Genomic DNA, 24,416 nt, shown 5'->3' on the forward strand with positions numbered 1-24,416 from the left:
ATTGCGTGATACACGTATGATCAGAGCTACTCCTTTTATATTATGATAATAAGAGTGGCGTAGAAAATAGAATGAGTAAGATGATATTTAAAACACCTAATAAAATGACAGTTAATTTGTGTTTACATTTTGAAAGTAAGGCTAAAAGGATGATTAAAGTTATGAAAATAAGACTAGCACCTGGCCAATACCAGAACGAGAATGTAGAATTGTTAAATAAATTAGTGAAAAAGGTTGTATAAACGATAAATAAATTCAATACTGTTAAAATAATTGAAGTGACATATAGTAAGCGGATGTTGGTCATGATGTTTATCCTTTCTAATCATGTTGTTATATTAATATCATATTATATATGGTTAGTACTCAAATTTCAAATCAATTTAATTATTAAATTATATAAAGTAAAGGCACTTTAGCTTTAGGAAAATCGAGAGTTTTTCAAAAGGGAGAGAGATGAATGAATGAACGAAATGAAGTTATAATCAAGTTACTCGATAGAGCAGATATTAAACCAGGCATGCGTATATTAGATATTGGATGTGCGACTGGGGAAGTCACTCAATTAGCAGCTGAACGCGTTGGATCACAAGGTGAAATGATTGGTATTGATATGAATCAAACACTGTTGGAAAAAGCAGTTGAAAATAATCAATATGATCATGTGTCTTATCAACTACATGATATTTATCAATTACCAGAAGCATTAGGCCAATTTGATGTCATCATTGGTAGAAGGGTACTCATGTATTTGCCAGATGTGGTACAAGCGTTACGCATATTAAAGGACTTTTTAAAACCAGAAGGTATATTCTGCTTTCAGGAAAGTGATGCTATTAATGGCGGTACGGGTGCAGATGAACTACCACTACATCAAACAGCGATACAATGGATATGGCAAACTGTAGCGCAAGAAGGTGGCGATATTCATATCGGTCAAAAACTATACAATTTGTTGAACGAAATAGGTATGAAAGACATTGATTACTTTGCGGAAGCGGTCATTCATACATCCGACAACAATGATTTAGAATGGCTTGTAGGTATTATGCTACCAAGAATGAAGGCACATCATATTGTGGACAAGACCTTCTCAATAGAAACGTTCAAAGAAGAATTAAAAGCAGAGGCACAACACAATCATAGCGCCTTTATAAGAGATATGGCATTCGGAATAATAGGGAAAATGAAGTGATAAAGAAGGGAGAGGGACAGAAATAAAATTTTCTTAAAATTTATTTCGTTGTCCCACCCCGGCAAGGTTGACTAGAAATGAAAAAGCTTGGTACAAGCGCATTTTCATTTCAGTCAACTACTGCCTAAACATAAATGTAACTTGAAGTATATATTTATGTCCTAGCTCTCTTTTTATATATGGAAGGTATAATATTAACTAGCTATAAGATGTTTATGATACGTTGGCTTTAGTGACATATCCGTTTTCAATTGCAAACGCAATATGACCTTTGCCTACTTGATAACTATAAATGCCATCGCCTTTCTTTTTAGCAGGTTCTGTTAATGGATTTTGATAATCATAGTTATTACCATATTTTTGTTTCACTTGTTTTAAGCTAATTGAGTTTGGTTTTACTTTAATATCTACATTGTTTGCTTTGTGATTTTTATACTGTTGGAATGTTTGATCATAAATTACTTTAGAATTCGTTGGTGCTTGATATTTACCGCTAACTTTAACACCGTTGAACTCTAAATTATCCGCTTTTAAACCATTATAGAATGATTGGCTCAATACAAAGTTACCTCCTGAAGCAGTGTAACCGTTATATTTATACCAATACTGTGATGACGCTGCGTGTGCTTGGTGAGATGATACATTATCTGTAGAAACGCTTACTCCTAGTGCTGTGCCTAATACAATACTTCCCGCAACAAAAGTTTTAGTTAATTTCTTCATAAAGCATCACTCCTATATAATTTTTGGCAGTGAAAACGCTACCAACTTCAAAGTACAACAAATTTATAAAAGGTTCAAATTTAAAGTATAAAATGATTGTCGATTTTAGCAATATAACTATTAATTTTAAAAATACATTTTTGCATATACGGTATAAATATAAATAATTTCTGTTTGTTGGCCATATTTTTATAAAAATATAGTATAATTGCCTCGTATAAAGAAGTAGTAATAATATATATTTGGGAATTTTTGAAAAAACATTAAACAAAGGGGATTTATCATTGAAGAAATTTTTATTTTTAAGTGGAACAGCATTATTACTTTTGTCAGCTTGTAACAATGGCGATTCATCTAGTGATTCAAAAGGAGCATCGAAAGTAGAAGATACACAAAAGAGTGAAGACAGTAAAAAAGGGAACGATTCTAAGTCATCATCAAGTAAAGAAAGTTCAAACCAATCAAGCAAGTCTAAACAATCATCTACGAATGATATTTCGAATCTATCTGAAAAGGAAAAGTTGGTGTTAGTATTTTTAGCAAATGAATCTGGTGAGTATGCCATAACTAAAAATGATATTTTAACAGGAAGATACACGACACAAACGTCGGATGGTAAAAAAACAGAAGAATTAAAACATTTTGCTATAACTCGAGATATGGAATCTATTCCCAATGCGCCTGAAGGTATGAAATTTTATGTTGTTTCACCTTCAATTGGTCAATTCTCGTCTGTTATCGGTGTAAGTGATGAAAAAATTTATTTAGGAGGAACTCAAAGTCAAATTCCTTCATATAAAGATGCCTTAAAAACTGGTGAAGAACACGATACGAAAGAAGTCTATGATAAATATAAAGACTCTAATGAGTTTAAGCAAATAGCTAATAAGATTAACATTTACGATAAAATGCCGACATTCTCTGACGACGAAAGTGATGATGATTCAAGTTCAGACGACAATAGTTCATCTGATAGTAGTTCAGATTCTGAAGAAGTGACACGTGATAATGTCATTGATAAAGTAGAATCTTACGAAGGTGAAAAGTTAGATACAGATACGTATACATTTAAAGAACCTGAAAAAACAAGTGATGGTAAATGGGGATTCTCATATGATGATAAAGACGGTAATTTAGCCGGCTCATATACTGTTGATACAGATGATGGTTATGTGACTAAATTTGATGAAAATGGTGACAAAATCGGTTCAGGATATTAGGACTTGAATTAAATTAGAAAAGTTCGCTAAATTTGTAAAACTTTGTGTAAATATTGATTGTTAACAAGATAAAAAATAACTCCCAGCTGCGATAACAATCGCATGGTTGGGAGTTGTTTTTGTATTATGAGTGTTTAGTATGTTTTTGCCAAGGCATTGGTATGTGTAAGTGCATTAAATCGAATTTTTTAATGAGTGTACCAATAATAAAGGCGAGTACTAGACTTGTGATAGCTACGGCAATAATTGTAATCGCTGATGAAACTGGATTGTTAAAGCCAAATAAGACAATCGCACCTGCGATAGGTGTTGCCATACCAGTGACACCAATTTTCAGTCCACTAAATGCAATAATACAAGCATTGACCATACCAATAAGAGCCTTCGTACCGTATAAAACGGGCGCATATCTTACGATTAAATCAATTTGTGTTAAAGGCTCGATAAATACTGCAAATCGATTTGGTTTTTCGCCAATTTTCAAAATGTTGAATAATGTGAAGTTTACAAATGACGCACCTGTACAAGTAATAGCACCAATGGCCATTGGTAGTCCTGTAAGGCCTAAGATACTTGCGAGCACCATTGAACTTAATGGCGTCATACTTGTAACTGGAATAATTAAGCCTAAGATGATCGCTAGAGCATATGGACTACTGTCGCCAACTGAGTTCACGGCACCTGCAATTTGATTTAATACGGCTGTAACACCTGGATTAATCAGTGATGCAAGTCCATATACTAATGCCGGTGCAATGAGTATCACTGCGATTAAATCTAAACCTTCAGGCACTTTCTTCTGAATCAATTTAATAATAAATGCAACTATATATGAAGCGATAAATGCTGGTAATAAACTGAAATCCTTTAATACAAGACCGACGATAATAGCGAAGACAGGTGATACACCTAAATTGATACATGCGAGTATACCTACTGCAATACCACCTAGACTACCCGCAAGGTCCCCGATGTCTTGTAAGAATTTAATATGTAAGATACCACCAATTGCATAACTTAAGAATGCTTGAGGTAGGAATGTAGCACAAGCAGCACCAGATAAAGCTTGTAAGCCTTCCTTACCATATGGTGCGAATTTAAGGAACAATGTCATAATGACCAACACGATAACGAGTGTTCCGACGCCTAATATAATATTCATGTCATTAAACCCCTTTAGTAGAAATAAGAATTGTTCTATAAAAAATCATTTGACAATTGTAACATAATGTTCAAAAAATTAAATCGTCCACAAACCATTATTAATCAATATTTAATTTTTTTGAAAATTCAAATGAAATGCCTCTAACCTCCTTTGATAGACACGTCGAGGGAATGTAAATGAAACAATATACATCAATATTCAAAATAATATTTTTAACAATATAGACAAAAAAGATGGCAATTTACATGAATAAAATGATGATTTGGGGTATATAATAAACACGTAAAGAGGGGGAGATAGTCATGAAATTTTTTAAACTAGATTATCAACATCATAAAGATATTGTAGATGATAATGTGTTAACAATGTTTGTGCTTGCAAAAGATAAAGATGAAGTGGAAGCATTCGCAAAGAAATTAGGGTATGCGGTCGAAAATATTAAGAAATTAACTGAAAAAGAATTCGAACATGAAAAAGAAGTGACAGAACATTATAGATTAGAACATGCAGATCAATATTTATAATGTTGTAATACGACAATTGAGGTATTAAAACGAGGAGCTGTGGATGATTGATCTACAGCTTTTTGAATATAAAAAAGAATCGATGATGAATAAGATGAATTCATTAAAAGGGTGTGTTACATCATGTATATTGGTAAGCATTCACAAATCAATGATTATGAAGAAATAAAACGATTTATGCAGCACAACAATTTTGCGACGATCGTAACGAGTAACGATATTAAGCCTATCGCTTCACATATTCCCGTGATGATTTCAGAACAAGATGATCAATTAGTAATCACAGGACATTTAGCGAAACATAATGAATTGGTACAAATGATAGAACATAACGCACATGTATTAGTGATCTTCCAAGGACCAGACGCCTATATTTCCTCTACATGGTACGAGACAGAAGATGTACCGACATGGGATTATCAAAGTGTGCATGTATATGGGGAAGGACGATTATTGAATCATGACGAACTAGTATCTGATTTGAAGCAATTATTGAATCACTATGAAGGCTATAAAGATGATGGTGCAACTTGGAATCATTTATCAGAAGATACTAAGAGACAAATACATGGGATTGTCGGATTTCAAGTTAAAGTGAATGACATAGAAGCAGTATATAAACTTAGTCAAAATAGAAGTAAGCAAGAAAAAGTGAATATTGTTAAGCAATTAAAGGCGTCGGGCAATCAAAAGGAAAGTAAAATTGCTAAAGAAATAGAGAAATATTAAGACATTATTTTATAGAATTCATGAATAACATAAACTTGGGAGGATTAGGTAGCAATGAGAGAAATAGAAAAATTAGATAAAGGTATGCCATATCATTTTGATGATGAGGAAGTGGCGGCACGTAAAGCTAGAGCAGCACAATTATGCCAAGAATTTAATGCCATTCCTGCTACAGAACCGGCACAACAAGAAAGTAAAATCCGCCAGATATTAGGGTCTGCTGGTGAAAACATTTCATTCCAAGCGACATTCAATTGTGATAACGGGAAAAATATACATGTCGGACATGACGTCTTAACAAACTATAACCTTACCATTCTAGATATAGCGCCAGTGAACATTGGGAACCATGTGATGATAGGTCCTAATGTCGATATTTATACCGTTAACCATCCATTAAGCGCAAAGAGAAGAGGAGAGTATTTAGCTCAAGCAAGTCCTGTAAATATAGGCGACGATGTTTGGATAGGTGGCAAAGTCACGATTACTCCAGGAGTGACTATTGGAAATAATGTAGTGATCGCTTCAGGTGCAGTAGTCACAAAGGATATCCCAGATAATACCCTTGCGGCAGGTGTACCGGCAAAAGTCATTAAAGAATTAGAAGAATAGTAGTTTGATAACTGATTGATAAAACAAATATATGAGAATGAAGTGCTATACAAATGGTGTATAGTACTTTTTTTAAATATAATTCAATGTGTTATTTTACAATTTATAAAGTAATAATGATGTATTATTGTCTAATTTTTTAAAATTTTCTTGTTATTTACATTTTTCCTTTACAAAATATAATGTATAATAAATAAAAAATAACTAGGAGAATAAACAGACATGATGAAAAACAAATTGACTTTAAAAGAGAACATTTTTATCGGATCAATGCTATTTGGTTTATTCTTTGGTGCTGGGAATATTATTTTCCCAATTCATCTTGGACAAACAGCAGGGTCAAACGTATTTATTGCCAATTTAGGCTTTTTAATTACTGCTATCGGATTACCGTTTTTAGGTATTATCGCTATCGGTATGTCTAAAACAAACGGTATTTTTGAAATTACGTCAAGAGTTAGTAAAACATATGCATACATATTTACGATTGGTTTGTATCTAGTCATTGGGCCATTCTTTGCGTTACCTAGGTTAGCAACAACATCTTTTGAAATTGCATTTTCACCATTCATTTCACCTGATGTTGCGAAGATTTACTTACCGATCTTTAGTATTATCTTCTTCTTATTAGCTTGGTTCTTTGCGAGAAAGCCGTCTAAAATTTTAGATTACATAGGTAAATTTTTAAATCCAGTCTTTTTAGTTTTATTAGGTATTGTTGTAGTCTTAGCGTTCATCCATCCATTAGGTGGGTTAACGAATGCGCCTGTGAGTGCAGATTACGATAAGAGTCCATTACTTAAAGGATTCATTGATGGTTATAACACGTTAGATGCATTAGCATCATTAGCCTTTGGTATTATTATTGTATCTACGATTAAAAAGTTAGGTATCACAAATCCTAACAGTATCGCCAAAGAAACATTTAAATCTGGAACAATCAGTATTGTTTTAATGGGGATTATCTATAGTTTACTTGCGTTTATGGGTACGATGAGTATTGGTAAATTTAAAGTGAGTGAAAATGGTGGTATTGCATTAGCTCAAATTGCGAGACACTATCTTGGGAATTACGGAATTATCGTATTATCTCTGATCGTTATTGTCGCATGTTTAAAAACAGCGATTGGTTTAATCACTGCGTTCTCTGAAACATTTACAGAGTTATTCCCGAAACGTAGTTACTTAATGTTTGCGACAGTGGTCAGTATCTTAGCATGTATTTTTGCTAATGTTGGTTTAACTAAAATCATTATGTATTCAACGCCAGTATTGATGTTCATTTATCCATTGGCCATTACAATTATTTTATTAACTTTAGTAAGTCCATTATTCAATCATTCGAAAATTGTATATCGATTTACGATTTTCTTCACAATGATTGCGTCATTTATTGATGGTGTTAAGGCTAGTCCAGAGCCATTTTTGAAAACATCATTCGCTAAATTTATCATTTCATTGGGTGAAAAATACCTACCATTCTTTGATATTGGTATGGGTTGGATTCTACCGGCATTAATCGGATTTATCATTGGATTGATTGTTTATAAAATCCGCTCGAATAAGTCAACGACAACAGAATAATTGACTATATAGCGTCTATCTTACATTTGAGATAGGCGCTATTTTTTAAACAATGACAGAGCGATAGCGTATGACTTAAATAAATATTTATTTGCGCTTAACAATGAGTTAATAATCATTAATTACGCTTAATCTAAAATAAAATAAGGGATGGTTAATATGGAAATTGTGAAGTCAAAGCAAGATTTATATCGAATCATTGATGACGCGGACAAACAACATACATCCAATATGTTGTTATTAATGATATTAGGAACGATATTTTTAGATGCATATGATATTACCATTTTAGGAACGATGACAGACCAAATCACGAAAGAATTCAATTTATCTCCAACCATGTTGTCATTCGTGATGACATCATTACCTGTAGGTGCATTAATGGGTGCGATTTTTGGAGGGACGCTCGCGCATCGATTTGGTAGAAAGCGTATCCTTTCAATATCATTGTTAATATTAATGATTACGTCTTTAGGTGCAGCATTTTCGCCTAATATTATGATCTTATTGATATTTAGGTTTCTGATGGGTATTGCGATAGGTATGGACAGTCCAGTAGCGTTTACATTTATTGCAGAAATTAGTAACAAAGTCCAACGAGGTCGTAACGTTAACTACTGGCAAGTCGTATGGTACATAGCGATTGTGACATCGTCGTTAGTGGTCATTGCATTTTTCTTAATGGGAGCAGGAGAATCATTGTGGCGTATGGCAGTTGGATTTGGTGCTTGTATTGCTTTAGTGCTATATATCATGCGATTAAAGTATTTACAAGAAAGTCCGACTTGGATTATTGATCACTTTTCACTTGAAAAGGCGACACACTATATTCAGAAACATTACGATGTGCAGTTGAAATTAGATGAAAGACAAGGAGAACATCAATCAAACGCACAACAACAATCATATAAAGTACTACTTAAAAAACCATATTTAAAGAGATTAACACTAGCAACAGCGATATCAACATTACAAGGTATGCAGTACTATGCAGTGGGATTATATATTCCAATTATTGCTAAATATATGATAAGTGAGGATAAGCTAGGGGTCTTATTTGGTACAGCAATTGTCAATGTTGCTGGTATCATCGGTGCGTACTTAGGTGCACAGTATACACATCGTCTAGGTACAAGAAAACTTACAATGATAGGTTTCGGTATTGTCTTATTTGTTATGGTTGTAACAGGCCTATTTTACAATAACTTACCAATGGTGATTAATACATGTTTAATTGCATTGTTCTTATTCGGTCATTCAGGTGGACCAGGAACGCAAGGTAAGACAATTGGTGCATTATCATTCCCAACACATTTACGTTCACAAGCGACAGGTATTGTGGAGTCAGTGAGTCGAACGGGTAGTATTATAGGAACGTTTGTATTTCCGATTATATTAGCAGCAGTCGGATTAAATCAAACGATGTTATGGATTGGTCTCGTACCACTAATCGGTCTTGTCATTACATTTGTATTGAAATGGGAACCTGTTGGTAAAAATGTTGAAGATGAATAATTTAAGTATAGGCTAGAAAGTGAATCAATGAGAGTATAATTGTATCAATCCACTATAAAGATTGAAATGACAAGGGTTATAGAACCAAGGGTAAGACTTCCGTGTGTCTGAAGGTAGACAAACGGAAGTCTTATTTATTGAGTATTTCTATATAACTTCCCCTACCCTACTTCCCCTTGAATGTTCAAACATGTCCTTTTATATCATTTGTTTATCGTAATAATTCCAATTAATAAAAATATACACATTTTAATATATTTTGTAACTTTAATTGTGTTAATATTTAGATAACTTAATAATCAGTCATAATTAACTTTCATATGTAAGGGGGAAGGGCATATGCCTAAAAAGTTATTTAGTATTGATTTAAACAAGAAGATGGATCAACAAGCACATCCAGGACACAATCGATGGCATCCTGATATTCCAGCAGCATTTTCAGTAGATCCAGGGGAATCCTTTAGAATGGAATGCTTAGATTGGACAGATGGACAAGTTGCCAATAATGATGATCCGAGTGATATTAAACACGTGAACTTAAATCGTGTACATGTTTTAAGTGGTCCAGTACACGTAAACAACGTACAACCAGGTGATTTACTTGTAGTAGATATCTTAGATATTGGTGTTTTTGATGAACATCAATGGGGGTTCAATGGTATTTTCGATAAAACAAATGGTGGTAGCTTCTTAGTTGATCATTATCCAAATGCACAGAAATCAATTTGGGATTTTAATGGTATTTATGCAACGAGTAGACATGTACCAGGTGTTGAATTTGTAGGACAGATTCATCCAGGATTAATTGGTGTGGCACCTACTCAAGAGATGCTAGATGAATGGAATCGTCGCGAGAAAGAATTAGTGGATACGGATCCAAATCGTGAACCAGTCTTAGCTAACTTACCTGATACTGATGCGGTTGTAGCTGGCACTTTAACTGGTAAAGACTTTGATAGAGTGGCGAGAGAAGGTGCGCGTACTGTACCACCTCGTGAAAATGGCGGAAACTGTGATATTAAGAACTTATCAAAAGGCTCTCGTATCTATTTCCCAGTATTTGTTGAAGGTGCAAAACTTTCAGTTGGAGATTTACATTTCTCTCAAGGGGATGGAGAAATTACTTTCTGTGGTGGTATTGAAATGCCAGGATGGATTGATTTAAGAGTCAACGTTATTAAAAATGGTATGGAAAAATATCATATTAAAAAGAATCCTGCGTTTAAACCAGGACCAGTAATGCCGAATTATACAGATTATATTGTGTTTGAAGGTATTTCTGTAAATGAATTTAGTGGTAAACAAACATATCTAGATGCCAATACAGCGTATTGAAATGCGGTATTAAATGCGATTGAATTCCTAAAAACACGTGGATTTACAGGTGAACAAGCTTATATGTTATTAGGTACTGCACCGGTACAAGGTACAGTCGCAGGTATAGTGGACGTGCCTAATGCATGTTGTACGATTGCGATTCCAAGAGAAATTTTCAAAGATGACATCGTACCGAATTTGGAGCCTGATCAATAATGCCTCAATATACTTATGAATGTAAAGAATGTGGCGAATTTACTTTACGCCAATCTATGAAAGCACAACATGATATGGCAGAATATCCACAATGTCATCATGATGCAAAGCGCGTATTCTCGACATTCCAAACCTATAAAATGGATGGAAAACTGAAACAAAGAATTGAACGAGGGCAAACACCTCGCATCATGTCCAAAGATCAATTACCGAAAATGACACCCAAACCAACCAAACAAAGCAGACCATGGATGGCAGATCATTAGTCTTTGTAGACAACCAAATGACATAATAAAAGCTCTCTCACTACAGTTCATGTGAGAGGGTTAACTTATCAGGAAAAAGTGAGATTATATTAATTTGTGCCATCTAATTCCTTATTAGAAAGAACCTCCGCAAAGTCATACGGTGAACGATCACTTAAATGTTTGCCTAACATTTGGTCGGCTCTTGCTGCAGCTTTTTCACTAAGTGGGAATAAAGCTTGTTCATATTGTGCGAATGCTGTTTCAATATCATTAGGATGTTCAATAATTGCTTGTGCTAATTCGGATCCGTCAAACATCGCTAAATTAGCACCTTCACCAACTGGTGTCATGACATGTGCTGCATCACCTAAAATCGTAACTCCAGGTACACGATCCCATTGATGACCTACAGGTAAGGCATGTATTTTACGTAGAATTGGACCTTTTTCACTTTCAGTGATCAGTGCTAATAAGTCATTGTGCCATTGGTCAAATTGATGAGCTAATTGTTTAAGTGCAACGTTAGAATTATTAAAATCAATTTGATCTAATTCTGCCTCTGTTTGTCTTAAAGCAATATAAGTGTGAATGACATTTCCTGGTTCGCGATGTGCTTGGATCCCTTTACCAGGTGCAAGAGCATACATAGCACCTTGACCCACTACATTGGCTGCGGAAGGATGTTGGTTGTCTACATCATATAAATACGTTTCAATTAATGATGTACCCACGTATTGAGGCGTGGCATTAGAGACTAAAGGACGTACCTTAGAGAAAGTACCATCTGCGCCGACAAGGATTTGGGTTGTCACCGTTGTTCCATCAGCAAAGGAAAGTCGGTGTTGACCGTGCTCTAAACTTTGAATGTCTGTTAACTTTTTATCCCATTGGATGGTATTCGGTTTAAGTGATTGGAGTAGTATTTGTCGTAAGTCACCGCGAAGTACTTCAGGTCGACCGTGAGTACCATCATCTGGGATATCTACAATAGTATTGCCGTCTTTATCAAGTACTTTAGCAGCTGCACCGCCATCATGGATGATTGATTGGAATTGGTCGAAGAGTCCAGCTCTTTGTAATGCGATTTGACCGTCACGTTCATGGATGTCTAACTGCCCACCTTGCGTTCGTGATTCAGCTGAAGGTTCTTTTTCATAAATAGTCACTGGGATAGAATTTAATTGCAGTACGCGGGCAAGTGTAAGTCCACCAAGCCCCGCACCGATAATTGTAATGTGATTGTTTTCAGTTTGGGACATCATATTCATTCCTTTTCTTTTTTAATTAATGAATCTAAAATAGCTATATTTATTTTCCATCTAGTGTTTCAGTTAAGATTTCCGCTAATTGATATGGTGTGTTCTCTCCTAATAAGATATCTAAGAATTGGTCTGCATGTGCTGCAGCCTTTTCACTTCGTGGAAACATGTCTTTTTCATAACTTGCAATGGCTTGATTGATATCGTTTGGGTGGTTTGCAATTGCTTGTCCTAACATGGCGCCATCGTACATCGCTAAATTAGCACCTTCTCCTGCAGGTGGCATTAAATGAGCTGCATCACCAATCAATGTGACGCCTTTCATTGGCTTCCAGCGATGCCCTATTGGCAATGCATAGACTTTACGTAACACAGGCTGACGTTCTGTTTGATTGATGAGTGCTGTTAATGATTCAGGCCATCCATCAAACTCTGATTCGATATGCTTAATTACATGTTGAGTATCGTTAAAGTTGATTTGATTAAACCAAAGATATAGAGAAGATTTAAAAAGCAGAAGAATGAATGTATCATTATTTTTATTGGGTATAATGGCTATATTTGAAATTTTAAATGTCTTTTTTAATAATAAATTAAAAATATTTATATTAGGGGGGGTATTTACAGTAATTACACTATACTATACTTTCAATAGTCGACATAGATTACATATTTATACTAAATTATTATTAGCGTTTTTCATTATATATTATATGTGTAGTTAATATTATGAAAGCGCTTATGTTATTTTCCATGGATTTTCATCTATAGTTAAAGGAGAAGACTATGTTAAATATAAGCGATAAACATTATGTTCAAAGGACTATGAAATGGTTTGTATTTTCGATGATTATTTTGATTATAAGCTTTATTTTATCTAGTATATTTAGTCCATCTCTTGATACTTTTAAAAGTATCGGAGACCAAATACCATCAAAGCTACTGGTTTAAATAAAGTGTGGGAATATATCATAAATAATGGTTTTAGAGTGCCTTTACAAATGTTAATACTCTCTTTAATTCCTATTCCATTTCTATATTGCGTAAATTTAATTTCTACAAGTACAATTATAGGAATTATGTTCGGATTCGTAATCAATTTTGACTTTCATAAAGGTTTGATAATAATTGTATCATCAATTCCACATGCCATTGTTGAAATACTTGCGATGTGCTTTGTTGTCAGTAGTTTATTTAAATTAAATCAAGCAATTGTTAGAAAAATCAGCAATTTGTTTAGAAAAGAGAAAAAACAAAATGTTTCATTTAAACAAGCGTTAATTCAATTAATTAAAACATATATCTTAATTGCGCTACCTTTATATATTATTGCAGCATTTTTAGAAACTTACTTCACTGAATGGATATATAGTATATTGATATAATCTAAATGATGATGTTTATTTGAAATTTTTACGAATAGAGGAGATACACTTGTTACTCTTTCCTATGAGCCTTTTATTGATTGTGATAGGTATTTTATATAGTAAAACCTATCCAAAAGAAAGAAATCGATGGTATGGTTTTAGATCTAAAAAGTCAATGAAAAATGATGAAATATGGCTTAAAGCACAATTTTTATTTATTCATTACAACAAAAGTATATTTAAATATAGTGCCATGTTTTCAGTCGTTTTCGTAATGTGTGATATAGCATTGATTATATTGAAATTAGAAAACCAATTAATAGGGTCTATATTAATACAGACAGGAATTATTTTAATATTATTAGGTGTACTCCATTGGAGTGTGAATAGAAAACTATAAATGGAAAAATATTATGAAGTTAGATGATGAGATTTTAAGTATACATAAATGTAATATTAATATAAGTATGATAAAGGACAAGCACTGTGGTATCAGTGTTAGTCCTTTTTCTATGAATAATCATTATATGTGAAATAGACGAAAAAATGAGGACATGGGACTTTAAAATAGTAACTATGAGATTTAAAGGTAGAATACTTAAAAATTATTTTAAATGACGGACGTATGGTGTCCATTAAGATGTATATAATACATCTTAATGTCTAGTTAAAATGCATAAATATATAGAGAAGGTTAAAAATTTAATATTTAGTTTAAGCGACTTAACTCATCATATTTGTATAAGTTGCACTTTAAATAGTAAAAAAGTGGGGTTTTAATGAAAAATTTGAGTATCCAAAGTGTAGATAGTTTCAAAAGTAAATACAAAAGCGTACCCGATAATAAAGTCTTGCGAAATATGAATAGTGACGAATTAGAATCATACTTTTTAATGTTATATAATATAAGAAATACTATTAATCAGGGACAAGCACAATATAATAAATTATTGAAAAACAATAATGATAAGAAAAATAGAAAATTAGAGACTATTACTAGTGATTACAATGAAAGGCAAGAAACATTAAAATATTATACGCCTGAGACTGATAAAATTGATGCTAAATATAAGCAGCGTAGAGATTCGATTGTAAAACCTATCAATATAATTTGTAAGGTGTTATCAGTAATCATTGCAATAATAGTATTTCTTAATCTCTTTTTTATTTCCAAAATCCTAGCTGCTATTTTATGTTTTGTTACTTATAAAATGGTAGATTTGATATTAGGTTTTGTTGGTGGATTTATTGAAAGAAGAATATACAAAGCTAAATATAGAGAATGGACTGTAGCAAGAGCGCTAGATCAAGATTACTTTAATAGAGAGATTGCTAGGTGTGAGGCACAGTTTGAAAGTGACAAGCAATATATTTTATCTGAACATAAAAGGTTTGATAGTAAAATAAGGAATGATTATCAATCGATTTATACCCATTTTGAGAATGAAGCGCAAAAATTAGAAACATATCTTCCATCTGAGTTTAGAAGTCTAGATATTTTATCTACATTATTTGCAATTTTAAATGCTGGATTTGGTGACAGTTGGAAAGAAATCATCAATGTATATAGAGATCAAAAAAATATGAATGAATTGAAATCTCATATAAATGATATTCAAAATACATTAAATAGTATGAGTAACAATCAAAAAGCAACTATTCAAGCAATCAATCATCAAGGTCAGCAACAACAAAGGTTATTAAATGAACTTAATGTAGGGATTCATCAGTCAAACAATAACATCGAGAAGTTGACTAATGATATCAACAGAGGTTATGAAAAAGTACAAAGAAATCAAAAAGCTATACATGATGAATTAGCTGATATGAATCCTCATAATCCTAGAAGTAAGTATTAAGTTAATATAGACAAAAAGAGTACAAATTTGTACTCTTTTTGCATATTATTAGAGCTATTTTTCTTTTGAAAAACGTTTGAAAGTAAGTAATGAACCAACAGCTAATAATGCCGTAGCAATTGATGCTACTAGACCATTGTCTGTTGCTTCACCAGTAGCTGGTAGTTCTTGTGCTTGTGTGGCATTATTTTGAACTGCTTGTTGTTGGTTATTGTTTTGAGTAGTTACTGTGTTATCAGGTGCTTGTTGTTGACCATGTAATTTATTAGCTTCTGCTTCAAAATTTACACTGTCATCATCTTTGAATAATTCGGCTGATTCTTTCTCAGAACGAATGTCAAATTTTAATCCATTTTCTTGTGCATATTTTTTATTATTATCAAGATATTCTTGGTATGTTTTATCATAGCTATTTACAGAACCAGGACCGCCGCCTTCACCGCCACCTTTACCTGAAAGACGTCCTTGTAATAAGCGATCATGTTGAATTTGCCATTCAGTTTGGTTGGCTACTGTAAATTGGTTTTGTGAATCTGCATGAGCTTCATTTGAATGAGCAGCTCCTACTCCTGTAAATAATAATGCACCTGCTAATGTTGTTGCCCCTAAAATTTTAGTAGTTTTCATAAAAAATCCCCCATCTATAAATATTTTGAAAATTACAACTAAATTCTAACACAAACCACTAAATAAAAAAATGATAATTTTAAATATTTTGTAAATGTCTAAGCTATATAAAAATATTGAGTTTAATTTGATTCTGTATTTATTTGATTTTTTGGTTTTGATCATTATATTAAAACAAAATAAAAAGTTTGTCGCCTTATCTATAGGAAACAAACCTTAAATTAAAATTTAAAGACAAAAGCTAAATTCAGATTTTCTATAATGTATTTTATTCGTCATTAAATCATCAGATAAGACACCATTATGACCAGTGCGTTGTGCTACATCACCAGGTAGTTGTCTATCTCCAACTAGCTGATTATATTTCTTAAAGTCAGATTCGGTCATATTCTCTTTACTTCTTAAATAAGCTTCATAATTTTCTATATCTTGCAGTTGCTTATCTTGAGTTGTATTTGTATTTGTTTGTGCTTGTTGAGGATTTTGTTGTACTAGCTGATTGTTTTGTACTTGTTGGTTTTGATTTTATAAAGAAATCGCATCTAAGATATTTAAATATATCATTTATATAAAAACGAAATAATTGTATAATTTTAATGAAGACATTTCGGATTTAAATGTATCATTACATAGATATTCAAATTATCTGTAGCTGTTTAAAATGGGGGACTTATATGCAAATAAAGAATGCTATTTATCAAGGGACTATAAGTGGTAAGCAAGTGGTTGTTGATCATGAACGTTTGAAATATAACAAATTTTTAATATTACCGGTGATAGTTGGTATCATTTTTATTTACCTAGCAATGGTAGTGATGGTGATAATTATTAATCTAGCATTTCTAGTGGATCTAGTTTTTATAAATATTTTAGGTTGTATTGTAGGATTTTTTATACCTGCCATACTTTTTAAGTATCTACATAATCAGATTTTTATGAGGGAGATTACCTTAATTCAATTAGGTTGGGATCAATATGAATTACATGTAGGTAATCAGAAATATATTGGCTATTATAAAGATGTAAAAAAAGCTATCTATGTAAGCTACCCAGGTCAAGCAACCATATTTATGCCAGATGCAGTAACGAAAATTAAAACATATGATGGGACTTATAGAATTGCTTCAGTGAAAATGGAACAACAACAAACTGTACAAAAAATTAAATTTCATTTTGAACAAATGATTGATAAACATCAATCTTAAAATATAATTTTATATCCTTCACATTAAAATGAATGAAGCAACTTGGTAAAAAGCGAAAAGAGATGTGTATCATAAGTTTTAACTTCATAATAGATTACAGGGAGGTTTGATCCTATCCTTATTAAAAATAAAGTATATATGTCGATCATCATCGTATTAATTATTATAAATGTAATATTAATATCGACTGATCAGGACATAGCAAGTAACATTGGAAATAGGTTGATTTATATAATCTTTTTTATTAATTACTTATTAATAATTATAGGAGTTCCCGTTAAAACTAAAAAGTGATAGTTATTAAACTTACGTTTGACGTAAAACAATGATTTAATCGAAGTCACAATCGGTCGCATTTTTATAGCTAATTATATTGTACAAATATTTCGTCTCACAACGCTCTCTTCAACGTACTCGCAATCATCTCTATATTGAAGGGGGCTTTTTTATATTCAACTACGGAAAAGGTGATACACATGTTCAAGTTTTACCTATCCATATCTTTCTTCTGATAACTCCTCAATGACTCATTCTCACTCTATTTCTTCATCCATATACATACACTTATATAACTTTGCAAATTCCATTCAATTATTTATATATTATCCAAAGGCATTCAGTTCAAATAAATAAATTTTAAGCGTATACTTGAATTGTAAGCAATATGAATTATGGGGGCATAAGAGATGAATTTTAAAAACGTAGTAGTCGCAGGTGGCGGTGTACTAGGAAGCCAAATCGCTTTCCAAAGTGCATTCCACGGATTTAACGTAACGTTATATGATATTAATGATGAGGCTTTAGAAAAAGTCAAAGAGCGTTTGAATATCTTAAAAGGACGTTATTTAGATGATTTAGATACGACTGAAGAGAAAGTAGAACAAGCGTATCAATCAATCCAATTTAGTACTAGTATTCCTGATGCAGCAAAAGATGCTGACATTGTTATTGAAGCCATTCCAGAAGTTGTTTCAATTAAAACAGATTTCTATAAACAATTAGGTGAAAGTGCACCTGAAAAAACAATTTTCGCAACAAATTCTTCAACATTTGCGCCAAGTCAATTTAAAGATGTTACAGGTAGACCAGAAAAATTCTTAGCATTACACTTTGCTAATGAAATTTGGCTACGTAATACAGGTGAAGTGATGCGTACGGAAGATACTTCAGATGAAATCTTTAATGAAGTCTTAGACTTTGCGAAAGCAATCGGTATGGTACCACTTCCAATCCACAAAGAACAACCAGGTTATATCTTAAATTCATTACTTGTACCTTTAGTAACACAAGCAGGTTACTTACTAGGTAACGAAGTTGCAGATTATAAAATGATCGATAAAACATGGATGAAAGCGACAAACGATGAACATGGACCATTTGGTATGAATGATATCGTTGGTATCGCGACACATTTAAATATCAGAAAATCTAAAAATGGATGAAAATTCACCAGAATGGGCTAAAAACTACCTTAGATTCTTAGAAGGTATGGTAGAAGAAGGTCGTCTTGGTAAATCTGTAGGTAAAGGTTTCTACAATTATCCAAACCCTGAATTCAAGAGCAAAGACTTCTTCGATAATCCAAAAGAAATCAAAGATTTAACACACGGATTTAAAAATATTACTGTCGCAGGTGGCGGTGTCTTAGGTAGTCAAATCGCATTCCAAACTGCATCTGGTAATTTTAACGTGTCACTTTATGATATTAGTGATGATGCGATTGAAGCTGCTAAAGGCCGTATAAAACAAATTAAACAAGATTACAAATCAGATATGAATGTGGATGACGCTACTGTAGACAAATTCGAATCAAATATCAGTTACTACACTGATTTAGCTGAAGCAACCAAAGATGCAGATTTAGTTATTGAAGTTGTACCAGAAAACACTGATATTAAAAAAGATTTCTATAAACAATTAAGCGAAGTCTTAAATGAAGATGCGTATATCGTTACAAACTCTTCTACATTAAGACCAAGTGACTTTGAAGATTTAACTGGTCGTCCAGAAAAATTCGCGGCATTACACTTCTCAAATGGTGTATGGCTTAAAAACACTGATGAAGTCATGGTTGCAAGCAAAACAACAGAAGACACATTTAATAAAATCTTAGCATTTGCACGTGATATTCACTTAGTAGTAATTCCAATTCACAAAGAACAACCAGGATATATCTTAAATACGTTATTAATTCCATTACTACATGCTGGACTTAAATTATTAGTTAAAGACATTGCAAATGTTGAAACAATTGATAAAACATGGATGATCGGATTCCATGCGGTTCATGGTCCATTAGCTATTGTAGATATCATTGGATTAAATACGATGTATCACATTTTAAATGCTATTTACCAAGAATCTAACGATGAAATCGATGGTAAAGTCGTTGATTTATTACAAAGTAAAATCGATAAAGGTGAATTAGGCCGTGGTGTAGGTAAAGGTTTCTATGACTACTCAAACGGTGCACCATATTTAGAACCAGATTTCTTAAAATAAGCATTCTGCAATAGTAGATGTAAAGATTCATTAGTGACAGTTCCCTTTAATAATTAAAATCATTCAATAGATGACATATAAATCATTTCCCCAAACCCCTTTACTATCCGCCGTAGTAAAGGGGTTTTTGCTATTGATTAAGCGTATCAAAAAAGCTCGACAGCGATCGCTACATTGATCTTTGTCGAGCTTTAGTCGGTTAATCACCATGTCACGTTAATAAAAGGAGGTCTTCATATGCTGATTAACCATGGGATGGGGTGAATATGAGTTTATGGGATAAAATGATTACGCTAAAATTTGTTTACTGATAATCCAGTTTTTATGGTGCTTAAGCAAAATATTTTGCTCTTTCAATTCTTGAATAATATGGCCAGTTGTTTCACGTGAAATACTTGCAAGATCACTAATCATTTGAATCGTTAAAAATGATTTGATTTCATAAAATGCATCGTTATCATAACCAATCATGTGACATAAATAAATTAATATTTTAATCACGCGTTCTTTTGCACTTTTAGAACTGAGTGCCATATGATATTCAATTTGTTGTTTCTGATTGTTACATAACAATTGGTAAATTCTAATAAACACTTTGTCATTGTTTCTACATAGATATTCAATAAAATCAATGGGAACGGCAATCATGATACAGTCTGTAATGGCTGTACACATTTCATTCGTTGTCTTCTCTTGGAAGAGATTATGCATGGGGAATAATTTATCATCCTTGTTTAAGATGCGGTATACATCACCATTCATACTAAATTGTTCTCTTAATATATAACCATCGATCAAATAGTAAATATGTGTTAATTCGTCAGAAAAATAGTAAATGACTTGTCCTTTGTTATATTGTCTAACGATACATTCATTTTTGTAAGGTTGTAAAGCAACAGAAGGGATGTGAATCAATTGGGCAAGTCGTTCAAGACACTGATCACTATGATTTGTGATTATTGAATTATCGATTGCAATGCCTCGTGATTGGTTGTTTGTCATAAAGTCACCACCTTAGTGATTAATGCTCGATTTGTGTGCCAACATGTCCTTTGAATGCTTCATATGCATTATCTAAATTAGTGATAATCGCGCGTCGGTCTTCACCACTTTCAACAAAATCAATGGCAGCTTCGATTTTAGGAAGCATAGAACCCTCGGCAAATTTACCATCTTTGGCATATTGTTTTAACGTTGCAACGTCAACGTTTGTTAATGCCTCTTGATTAGGCTCGTTATAGTTGATATATACATGCTCTACGTTCGTTAATATCATTAAAGTATTAGCGTCGATGAGTTGTGCTAAGCGTTCACTGGCAAAGTCTTTATCTATTACAGCTTCGACACCTTCATATGTGTCGTTGCGCTTAATAACTGGTATGCCGCCGCCACCACATGCAATGATGATATTTTGATTCTCTACTAATGTACTAATGAGTTGATGCTCTAAAATAGACACTGGCAAAGGTGAAGGTACCACTTTACGGTAACCACGTCCAGCATCTTCCTTATAAGTTGATTCTAGATTGGCTTGCTGTAATTGCTCAGCTTCTTCTTTAGTGTAAAATGGTCCAATCGGTTTAGTAGGGTTAGACATGCGGGGGTCATGTTCGTCGACCTCAACACGAGTAATTACTGTACCTGCACGTCTTGGACTCTTAATTTCAGCAAGTACTCTGTTGACTTCCGTCTCTATCCAAAATCCTATCATACCTTGGGTCATGGAACCACAAACATCAAGCGGCATGGCAGGGGTTTGTGGACTATCTGCTTTAGCTTGTTGGATTAACATCGTACCAATTTGTGGACCGTTACCATGAGAGATAACAATGTCTGCATCAGTATCAAATAAAGGTTTGAGTGCTTGCATTGTCGAACGTATTGCTTTTCTTTGTGCGTCGGCTGAGCCATCATCAGTTTGTATGGCATTACCGCCTAACGCGATGACGATTTTGTTATCCATATCGTTCACTCCTTAATTAGAATACATTTACGGCACCAGTGATTAATCTGAAAATGCCGATGATTGCTAGAATTGTGATTAATACAAAGAAGATATAGTCAACCTTGCTTAAAGGTTTCCGGTTATTTTTTTGGACGGTTTGGTAAACGAATAAGCCTGGAATATAGAGCAACATAGTTAATAGTAAGTAATCTATACCCGCTGCATAAACGAGCCAAATCGCGTAAACAGAAGAGATAATACCAATAACCCATTGTTTCGTTGTAGCACGTTCTCTCGTTAAGTAAGTGTATTTAACTTGATAGAAAGCACTAAACATATATGGGATAAGGATCGCACTGGATGCGAGTGAAAAGGCGAATTGATAAGCACTCTCTGTGAATAACATACTGATTAAAAAGATTTGTACTAATATATTCGTAATTAATAATGAATTGACAGGTGCTTTATTTTTATTTTCTTTTGCAAACCATTTAGGGAATAGGCCATCTTTCGCAACGACGAAGGGTAATTCACCTGCGAGTAGTGTCCATCCTAACCAAGCACCTAATACTGAAATAATTAAACCAATGTTGACTAGTACTGAACCCCAATGTCCTACAATATGTTCTAAGACTGCAGCCATAGATGGGTTAGATAGTTCTGAAATATGATTCTGTTGAATGACACCTTGTGCGAGAACAGTCATTAAGAAATAGATGGATGACTAATACAGAGATAAGACCGATCACAGTTGCAGTACCGACGTCTTTTTTACTTTTAGCACGGCTTGAAAAGACAACCGCACCTTCAATACCTGTAAATACCCAGACCGTTACAAGCATTGTACTTTTCACTTGGCCTAATGTATCACCCCAACTGAATATGCCAGTATCGCCACTTGTCATACCGTATAATCCAGCTTTAAAGGTCTCAAAGTTAAACGCAGCAATCATACATACGATGACAAGTAAGATAGGGATGAGTTTAGCAACAGTAACGATACTATTAATAAATGCAGCTGTTTCTACACCTTTTAAGATGAGGTAGTGTACGCCCCATAAAAGGATAGAAGCAACGATAATACTTGGTAAGGTATTTCCCCCTTTGAATATTGGGAAGAAGTTACCGACTGCTGACATTAATAATGTGGCATAGGCCACGTTGCCTAAGAAGGCTGCAAACCAACAACCCCAAGCACTTGAAAATCCAATAAAATCACCGAACCCGGCTTGTGCATAACTATAGATACCACCATCTAAGTCTTGTCTTTCATTCGTTAAATTCTGAAAGACAAAGGCTAGGGAAATCATACCAATTGCTGTGATAATCCAACCAATAATGATGGCTAAACCACCAGCTTGATTACCCATATCAGAAATAATGTTAAATGCACCGCCACCAATCATTGAACCAATGACGAGGCCAATCAAGGAGGTTTTACTTAATTTATTTCCATCTGATTCACTCATATGTCATGTCTCCTTTGAATAAATAAGCAGGTTCAGTTGTGATTCATATATAGGAGTTCAGTGATATGAGGGTATCGTAACCAAACCTGCGTCTTCTTTTTAATTGCAAACTATCCTAGCGTAGCTGCCATCACAGCTTTAATCGTATGCATACGGTTTTCTGCTTGATCGAATACTTTAGAATGTTTGCTTCTAAATATCTCGTCAGTGACTTCCATTTCAGATAAACCATAGTCATCTTTGATTTGTTGACCATATGTTGTATTCGTATCATGGAAGGCTGGTAAACAATGTAAGAAAATCGTGCTATCTTTACCAGTTTTATCGAACATAGCTCTATTAACTTGATAGTCTTTTAATAATTTAATACGTGATTCAAATTCACTTTCTTCACCCATAGATACCCACACGTCAGTGTAGATAACATCGGCATCTTTAACACCTTCGTCAATATTATCTGTAATTGTGATTGAACCACCGTCTTGTTTGGCACGTCTTTCTGCAATATCAACATAGTCTTGAGATGGGAAGAGTGCTTTAGGAGAACAAATTGTTACGTCTACACCAAGCATTGGTCCAGCCACAAGTAGTGAGTTAGCCACATTGTTACGTCCGTCACCCACATAAGTAAGTTTGATGCCATCTAAATGACCAAAGTTTTCTTTAACTGTCATGTAGTCAGCTAACATTTGTGTTGGATGCCATGCGTCCGTTAAACCATTCCATACAGGTACACCTGAATATTTAGCTAAGTCTTCCACCATCTCTTGTGAGAAACCGCGGAATTCGATACCATCAAACATTCTTCCTAATACTTTAGCTGTGTCTTCAACAGATTCTTTTTTACTTAATTGGATATCATTTTTTCCTAAGAATTCAGGATGTGCACCTAAATCAATAGAGGCAACAGTAAAGGCTGCACGTGTACGTGTAGAATTCTTTTCAAATAATAGGGCGATATTTTTATGATCTAAATAACGATGTGGAATCCCTTTTTGTTTATAATCTTTTAAAGTAATAGCGAAATCGATTAAATCGCTAAATTCTTTTTTCGTAAAGTCATCTTCTTTTAATAAATGTCTACCTTTTCAGTTAAGTGGTTGTTGAATTTCTGACATGATTCATTCCTCATTTC

General features: G+C 33.5%; 22 protein-coding genes and 4 pseudogenes. 15 read left to right on the forward strand and 11 right to left on the reverse strand.

What is annotated here, in order from left to right:
• Window positions 1-40 precede the first annotated feature (40 nt).
• A complete protein-coding gene (locus tag AC2D8K_RS01975) occupies window positions 41-307 on the reverse strand; it encodes a hypothetical protein (protein WP_484697913.1) in 267 nt (88 codons plus the stop codon).
• A gap of 153 nt (window positions 308-460) precedes the next feature.
• On the opposite strand from AC2D8K_RS01975, the gene AC2D8K_RS01980 reads away from it, so the two are divergent.
• Window positions 461-1,195, forward strand: a complete 735-nt coding sequence (locus AC2D8K_RS01980) for a class I SAM-dependent methyltransferase (RefSeq protein WP_124227998.1) — start codon at window positions 461-463, stop codon at window positions 1,193-1,195.
• A gap of 213 nt (window positions 1,196-1,408) precedes the next feature.
• On the opposite strand, the gene isaB is transcribed toward AC2D8K_RS01980, so the two are convergent.
• Window positions 1,409-1,918, reverse strand: coding sequence for an immunodominant staphylococcal antigen IsaB family protein (isaB, locus tag AC2D8K_RS01985; RefSeq protein WP_124227999.1), 510 nt, complete (start codon window positions 1,916-1,918; stop codon window positions 1,409-1,411).
• 284 nt (window positions 1,919-2,202) lie between these two features.
• On the opposite strand from isaB, the gene AC2D8K_RS01990 reads away from it, so the two are divergent.
• Window positions 2,203-3,138, forward strand: coding sequence for a hypothetical protein (locus tag AC2D8K_RS01990; RefSeq protein ID WP_484697915.1), 936 nt, complete (start codon window positions 2,203-2,205; stop codon window positions 3,136-3,138).
• A gap of 124 nt (window positions 3,139-3,262) precedes the next feature.
• Here the strand turns inward: AC2D8K_RS01990 and AC2D8K_RS01995 are convergent, their stop codons facing one another.
• Window positions 3,263-4,300: a PTS sugar transporter subunit IIC gene (locus AC2D8K_RS01995; RefSeq protein WP_124228000.1), complete on the reverse strand. Its 1,038-nt coding sequence runs from the start codon at window positions 4,298-4,300 to the stop codon at window positions 3,263-3,265.
• Between the two features lie 305 nt (window positions 4,301-4,605).
• Here AC2D8K_RS01995 and AC2D8K_RS02000 point away from each other — a divergent pair, with 305 nt between their 5' ends.
• The 7 genes and pseudogenes from AC2D8K_RS02000 to AC2D8K_RS02030 all read left to right on the forward strand — a co-directional run bounded on the left by AC2D8K_RS02000 (window position 4,606) and on the right by AC2D8K_RS02030 (window position 11,066).
• Entirely contained in the window at window positions 4,606-4,827 is a 222-nt protein-coding gene (locus AC2D8K_RS02000; protein WP_002450216.1) for a hypothetical protein, read from the forward strand.
• A 123-nt stretch (window positions 4,828-4,950) separates the two neighbouring features.
• Window positions 4,951-5,556, forward strand: a complete 606-nt coding sequence (locus tag AC2D8K_RS02005) for an FMN-binding negative transcriptional regulator (protein WP_124228001.1) — start codon at window positions 4,951-4,953, stop codon at window positions 5,554-5,556.
• Between the two features lie 54 nt (window positions 5,557-5,610).
• On the forward strand, window positions 5,611-6,168 hold the full coding sequence (locus tag AC2D8K_RS02010; RefSeq protein ID WP_124228002.1) for a sugar O-acetyltransferase: 558 nt from the start codon (window positions 5,611-5,613) through the stop codon (window positions 6,166-6,168).
• Window positions 6,169-6,393: 225 nt separating this feature from the next.
• Window positions 6,394-7,752 carry a branched-chain amino acid transport system II carrier protein gene (gene brnQ / locus AC2D8K_RS02015; RefSeq protein WP_185291343.1) on the forward strand — a complete coding sequence of 453 codons (1,359 nt, stop codon included), beginning with the start codon at window positions 6,394-6,396 and terminating at the stop codon, window positions 7,750-7,752.
• A 159-nt stretch (window positions 7,753-7,911) separates the two neighbouring features.
• Complete coding sequence (locus AC2D8K_RS02020; protein WP_124228004.1) at window positions 7,912-9,267, forward strand: MFS transporter; 1,356 nt, start codon at window positions 7,912-7,914, stop codon at window positions 9,265-9,267.
• Between the two features lie 339 nt (window positions 9,268-9,606).
• A pseudogene (gene fmdA, locus AC2D8K_RS02025) lies at window positions 9,607-10,800 on the forward strand (formamidase).
• Window positions 10,800-11,066 carry an FmdB family zinc ribbon protein gene (locus AC2D8K_RS02030; protein WP_124228005.1) on the forward strand — a complete coding sequence of 89 codons (267 nt, stop codon included), beginning with the start codon at window positions 10,800-10,802 and terminating at the stop codon, window positions 11,064-11,066. Before fmdA ends, AC2D8K_RS02030 begins: the two are co-directional and overlap by 1 nt.
• A gap of 89 nt (window positions 11,067-11,155) precedes the next feature.
• On the opposite strand, the gene AC2D8K_RS02035 is transcribed toward AC2D8K_RS02030, so the two are convergent.
• Both AC2D8K_RS02035 and AC2D8K_RS02040 read right to left on the reverse strand, forming a co-directional pair.
• Window positions 11,156-12,310, reverse strand: coding sequence for an FAD-dependent oxidoreductase (locus AC2D8K_RS02035; protein ID WP_124228262.1), 1,155 nt, complete (start codon window positions 12,308-12,310; stop codon window positions 11,156-11,158).
• A 46-nt stretch (window positions 12,311-12,356) separates the two neighbouring features.
• Window positions 12,357-12,680: an FAD-dependent oxidoreductase gene (locus AC2D8K_RS02040; RefSeq protein ID WP_221410252.1), complete on the reverse strand. Its 324-nt coding sequence runs from the start codon at window positions 12,678-12,680 to the stop codon at window positions 12,357-12,359.
• Window positions 12,681-13,093: 413 nt separating this feature from the next.
• On the opposite strand from AC2D8K_RS02040, the pseudogene AC2D8K_RS02045 reads away from it, so the two are divergent.
• The 3 genes and pseudogenes from AC2D8K_RS02045 (at window position 13,094) to AC2D8K_RS02055 (ending at window position 15,533) form a co-directional block, all read left to right on the forward strand.
• Window positions 13,094-13,692 (forward strand): annotated as a pseudogene (locus AC2D8K_RS02045) (stage II sporulation protein M).
• A 64-nt stretch (window positions 13,693-13,756) separates the two neighbouring features.
• Complete coding sequence (locus tag AC2D8K_RS02050; RefSeq protein WP_484697918.1) at window positions 13,757-14,074, forward strand: SdpI family protein; 318 nt, start codon at window positions 13,757-13,759, stop codon at window positions 14,072-14,074.
• A gap of 379 nt (window positions 14,075-14,453) precedes the next feature.
• Window positions 14,454-15,533, forward strand: coding sequence for a hypothetical protein (locus AC2D8K_RS02055; RefSeq protein WP_185291336.1), 1,080 nt, complete (start codon window positions 14,454-14,456; stop codon window positions 15,531-15,533).
• Between the two features lie 54 nt (window positions 15,534-15,587).
• Here the strand turns inward: AC2D8K_RS02055 and AC2D8K_RS02060 are convergent, their stop codons facing one another.
• Window positions 15,588-16,160 (reverse strand): LPXTG cell wall anchor domain-containing protein, encoded by a 573-nt coding sequence (locus AC2D8K_RS02060; protein WP_124228008.1) that lies wholly within the window; start codon window positions 16,158-16,160, stop codon window positions 15,588-15,590.
• 228 nt (window positions 16,161-16,388) lie between these two features.
• Window positions 16,389-16,547: a hypothetical protein gene (locus tag AC2D8K_RS02065; RefSeq protein WP_185291337.1), complete on the reverse strand. Its 159-nt coding sequence runs from the start codon at window positions 16,545-16,547 to the stop codon at window positions 16,389-16,391.
• A 287-nt stretch (window positions 16,548-16,834) separates the two neighbouring features.
• Between AC2D8K_RS02065 and AC2D8K_RS02070 the strand changes: the two genes are divergently transcribed.
• The 3 genes from AC2D8K_RS02070 (at window position 16,835) to AC2D8K_RS02080 (ending at window position 19,867) form a co-directional block, all read left to right on the forward strand.
• Window positions 16,835-17,365, forward strand: a complete 531-nt coding sequence (locus AC2D8K_RS02070; RefSeq protein ID WP_124228009.1) for a hypothetical protein — start codon at window positions 16,835-16,837, stop codon at window positions 17,363-17,365.
• A 686-nt stretch (window positions 17,366-18,051) separates the two neighbouring features.
• Complete coding sequence (locus tag AC2D8K_RS02075) at window positions 18,052-18,807, forward strand: 3-hydroxyacyl-CoA dehydrogenase (protein ID WP_484697920.1); 756 nt, start codon at window positions 18,052-18,054, stop codon at window positions 18,805-18,807.
• Window positions 18,800-19,867 carry a 3-hydroxyacyl-CoA dehydrogenase gene (locus AC2D8K_RS02080; RefSeq protein WP_311634435.1) on the forward strand — a complete coding sequence of 356 codons (1,068 nt, stop codon included), beginning with the start codon at window positions 18,800-18,802 and terminating at the stop codon, window positions 19,865-19,867. Before AC2D8K_RS02075 ends, AC2D8K_RS02080 begins: the two co-directional genes overlap by 8 nt.
• A gap of 288 nt (window positions 19,868-20,155) precedes the next feature.
• On the opposite strand, the gene AC2D8K_RS02085 is transcribed toward AC2D8K_RS02080, so the two are convergent.
• From AC2D8K_RS02085 to argF, 4 genes and pseudogenes are all read right to left on the reverse strand, one after another.
• Complete coding sequence (locus tag AC2D8K_RS02085; RefSeq protein ID WP_484697921.1) at window positions 20,156-20,869, reverse strand: Crp/Fnr family transcriptional regulator; 714 nt, start codon at window positions 20,867-20,869, stop codon at window positions 20,156-20,158.
• 19 nt (window positions 20,870-20,888) lie between these two features.
• Window positions 20,889-21,830, reverse strand: coding sequence for a carbamate kinase (gene arcC / locus AC2D8K_RS02090; RefSeq protein ID WP_484697923.1), 942 nt, complete (start codon window positions 21,828-21,830; stop codon window positions 20,889-20,891).
• Between the two features lie 16 nt (window positions 21,831-21,846).
• Window positions 21,847-23,281 (reverse strand): annotated as a pseudogene (arcD, locus tag AC2D8K_RS02095) (arginine-ornithine antiporter).
• Window positions 23,282-23,391: 110 nt separating this feature from the next.
• Window positions 23,392-24,399, reverse strand: a pseudogene (gene argF / locus AC2D8K_RS02100) (ornithine carbamoyltransferase).
• Window positions 24,400-24,416: the final 17 nt, after the last annotated feature.

It is taken from the genome of Staphylococcus sp. 510, assembly GCF_057219715.1.

Bases quoted from the DNA above. Each gene is read 5' to 3' on its own strand.
- AC2D8K_RS01975 (WP_484697913.1), bottom strand. From the start codon at position 307: ATGACCAACATCCGCTTACTATATGTCACTTCAATTATTTTAACAGTA.
- AC2D8K_RS01980 (WP_124227998.1), top strand. From the start codon at position 461: ATGAATGAACGAAATGAAGTTATAATCAAGTTACTCGATAGAGCAGAT.
- isaB (WP_124227999.1), bottom strand. From the start codon at position 1,918: ATGAAGAAATTAACTAAAACTTTTGTTGCGGGAAGTATTGTATTAGGC.
- AC2D8K_RS01995 (WP_124228000.1), bottom strand. From the start codon at position 4,300: ATGAATATTATATTAGGCGTCGGAACACTCGTTATCGTGTTGGTCATT.
- AC2D8K_RS02000 (WP_002450216.1), top strand. From the start codon at position 4,606: ATGAAATTTTTTAAACTAGATTATCAACATCATAAAGATATTGTAGAT.
- AC2D8K_RS02005 (WP_124228001.1), top strand. From the start codon at position 4,951: ATGTATATTGGTAAGCATTCACAAATCAATGATTATGAAGAAATAAAA.
- AC2D8K_RS02010 (WP_124228002.1), top strand. From the start codon at position 5,611: ATGAGAGAAATAGAAAAATTAGATAAAGGTATGCCATATCATTTTGAT.
- brnQ (WP_185291343.1), top strand. From the start codon at position 6,394: ATGAAAAACAAATTGACTTTAAAAGAGAACATTTTTATCGGATCAATG.
- AC2D8K_RS02020 (WP_124228004.1), top strand. From the start codon at position 7,912: ATGGAAATTGTGAAGTCAAAGCAAGATTTATATCGAATCATTGATGAC.
- AC2D8K_RS02030 (WP_124228005.1), top strand. From the start codon at position 10,800: ATGCCTCAATATACTTATGAATGTAAAGAATGTGGCGAATTTACTTTA.
- AC2D8K_RS02035 (WP_124228262.1), bottom strand. From the start codon at position 12,310: ATGATGTCCCAAACTGAAAACAATCACATTACAATTATCGGTGCGGGG.
- AC2D8K_RS02050 (WP_484697918.1), top strand. From the start codon at position 13,757: ATGAGCCTTTTATTGATTGTGATAGGTATTTTATATAGTAAAACCTAT.
- AC2D8K_RS02055 (WP_185291336.1), top strand. From the start codon at position 14,454: ATGAAAAATTTGAGTATCCAAAGTGTAGATAGTTTCAAAAGTAAATAC.
- AC2D8K_RS02060 (WP_124228008.1), bottom strand. From the start codon at position 16,160: ATGAAAACTACTAAAATTTTAGGGGCAACAACATTAGCAGGTGCATTA.
- AC2D8K_RS02065 (WP_185291337.1), bottom strand. From the start codon at position 16,547: ATGACCGAATCTGACTTTAAGAAATATAATCAGCTAGTTGGAGATAGA.
- AC2D8K_RS02070 (WP_124228009.1), top strand. From the start codon at position 16,835: ATGCAAATAAAGAATGCTATTTATCAAGGGACTATAAGTGGTAAGCAA.
- AC2D8K_RS02075 (WP_484697920.1), top strand. From the start codon at position 18,052: ATGAATTTTAAAAACGTAGTAGTCGCAGGTGGCGGTGTACTAGGAAGC.
- AC2D8K_RS02080 (WP_311634435.1), top strand. From the start codon at position 18,800: ATGGATGAAAATTCACCAGAATGGGCTAAAAACTACCTTAGATTCTTA.
- AC2D8K_RS02085 (WP_484697921.1), bottom strand. From the start codon at position 20,869: ATGACAAACAACCAATCACGAGGCATTGCAATCGATAATTCAATAATC.
- arcC (WP_484697923.1), bottom strand. From the start codon at position 21,830: ATGGATAACAAAATCGTCATCGCGTTAGGCGGTAATGCCATACAAACT.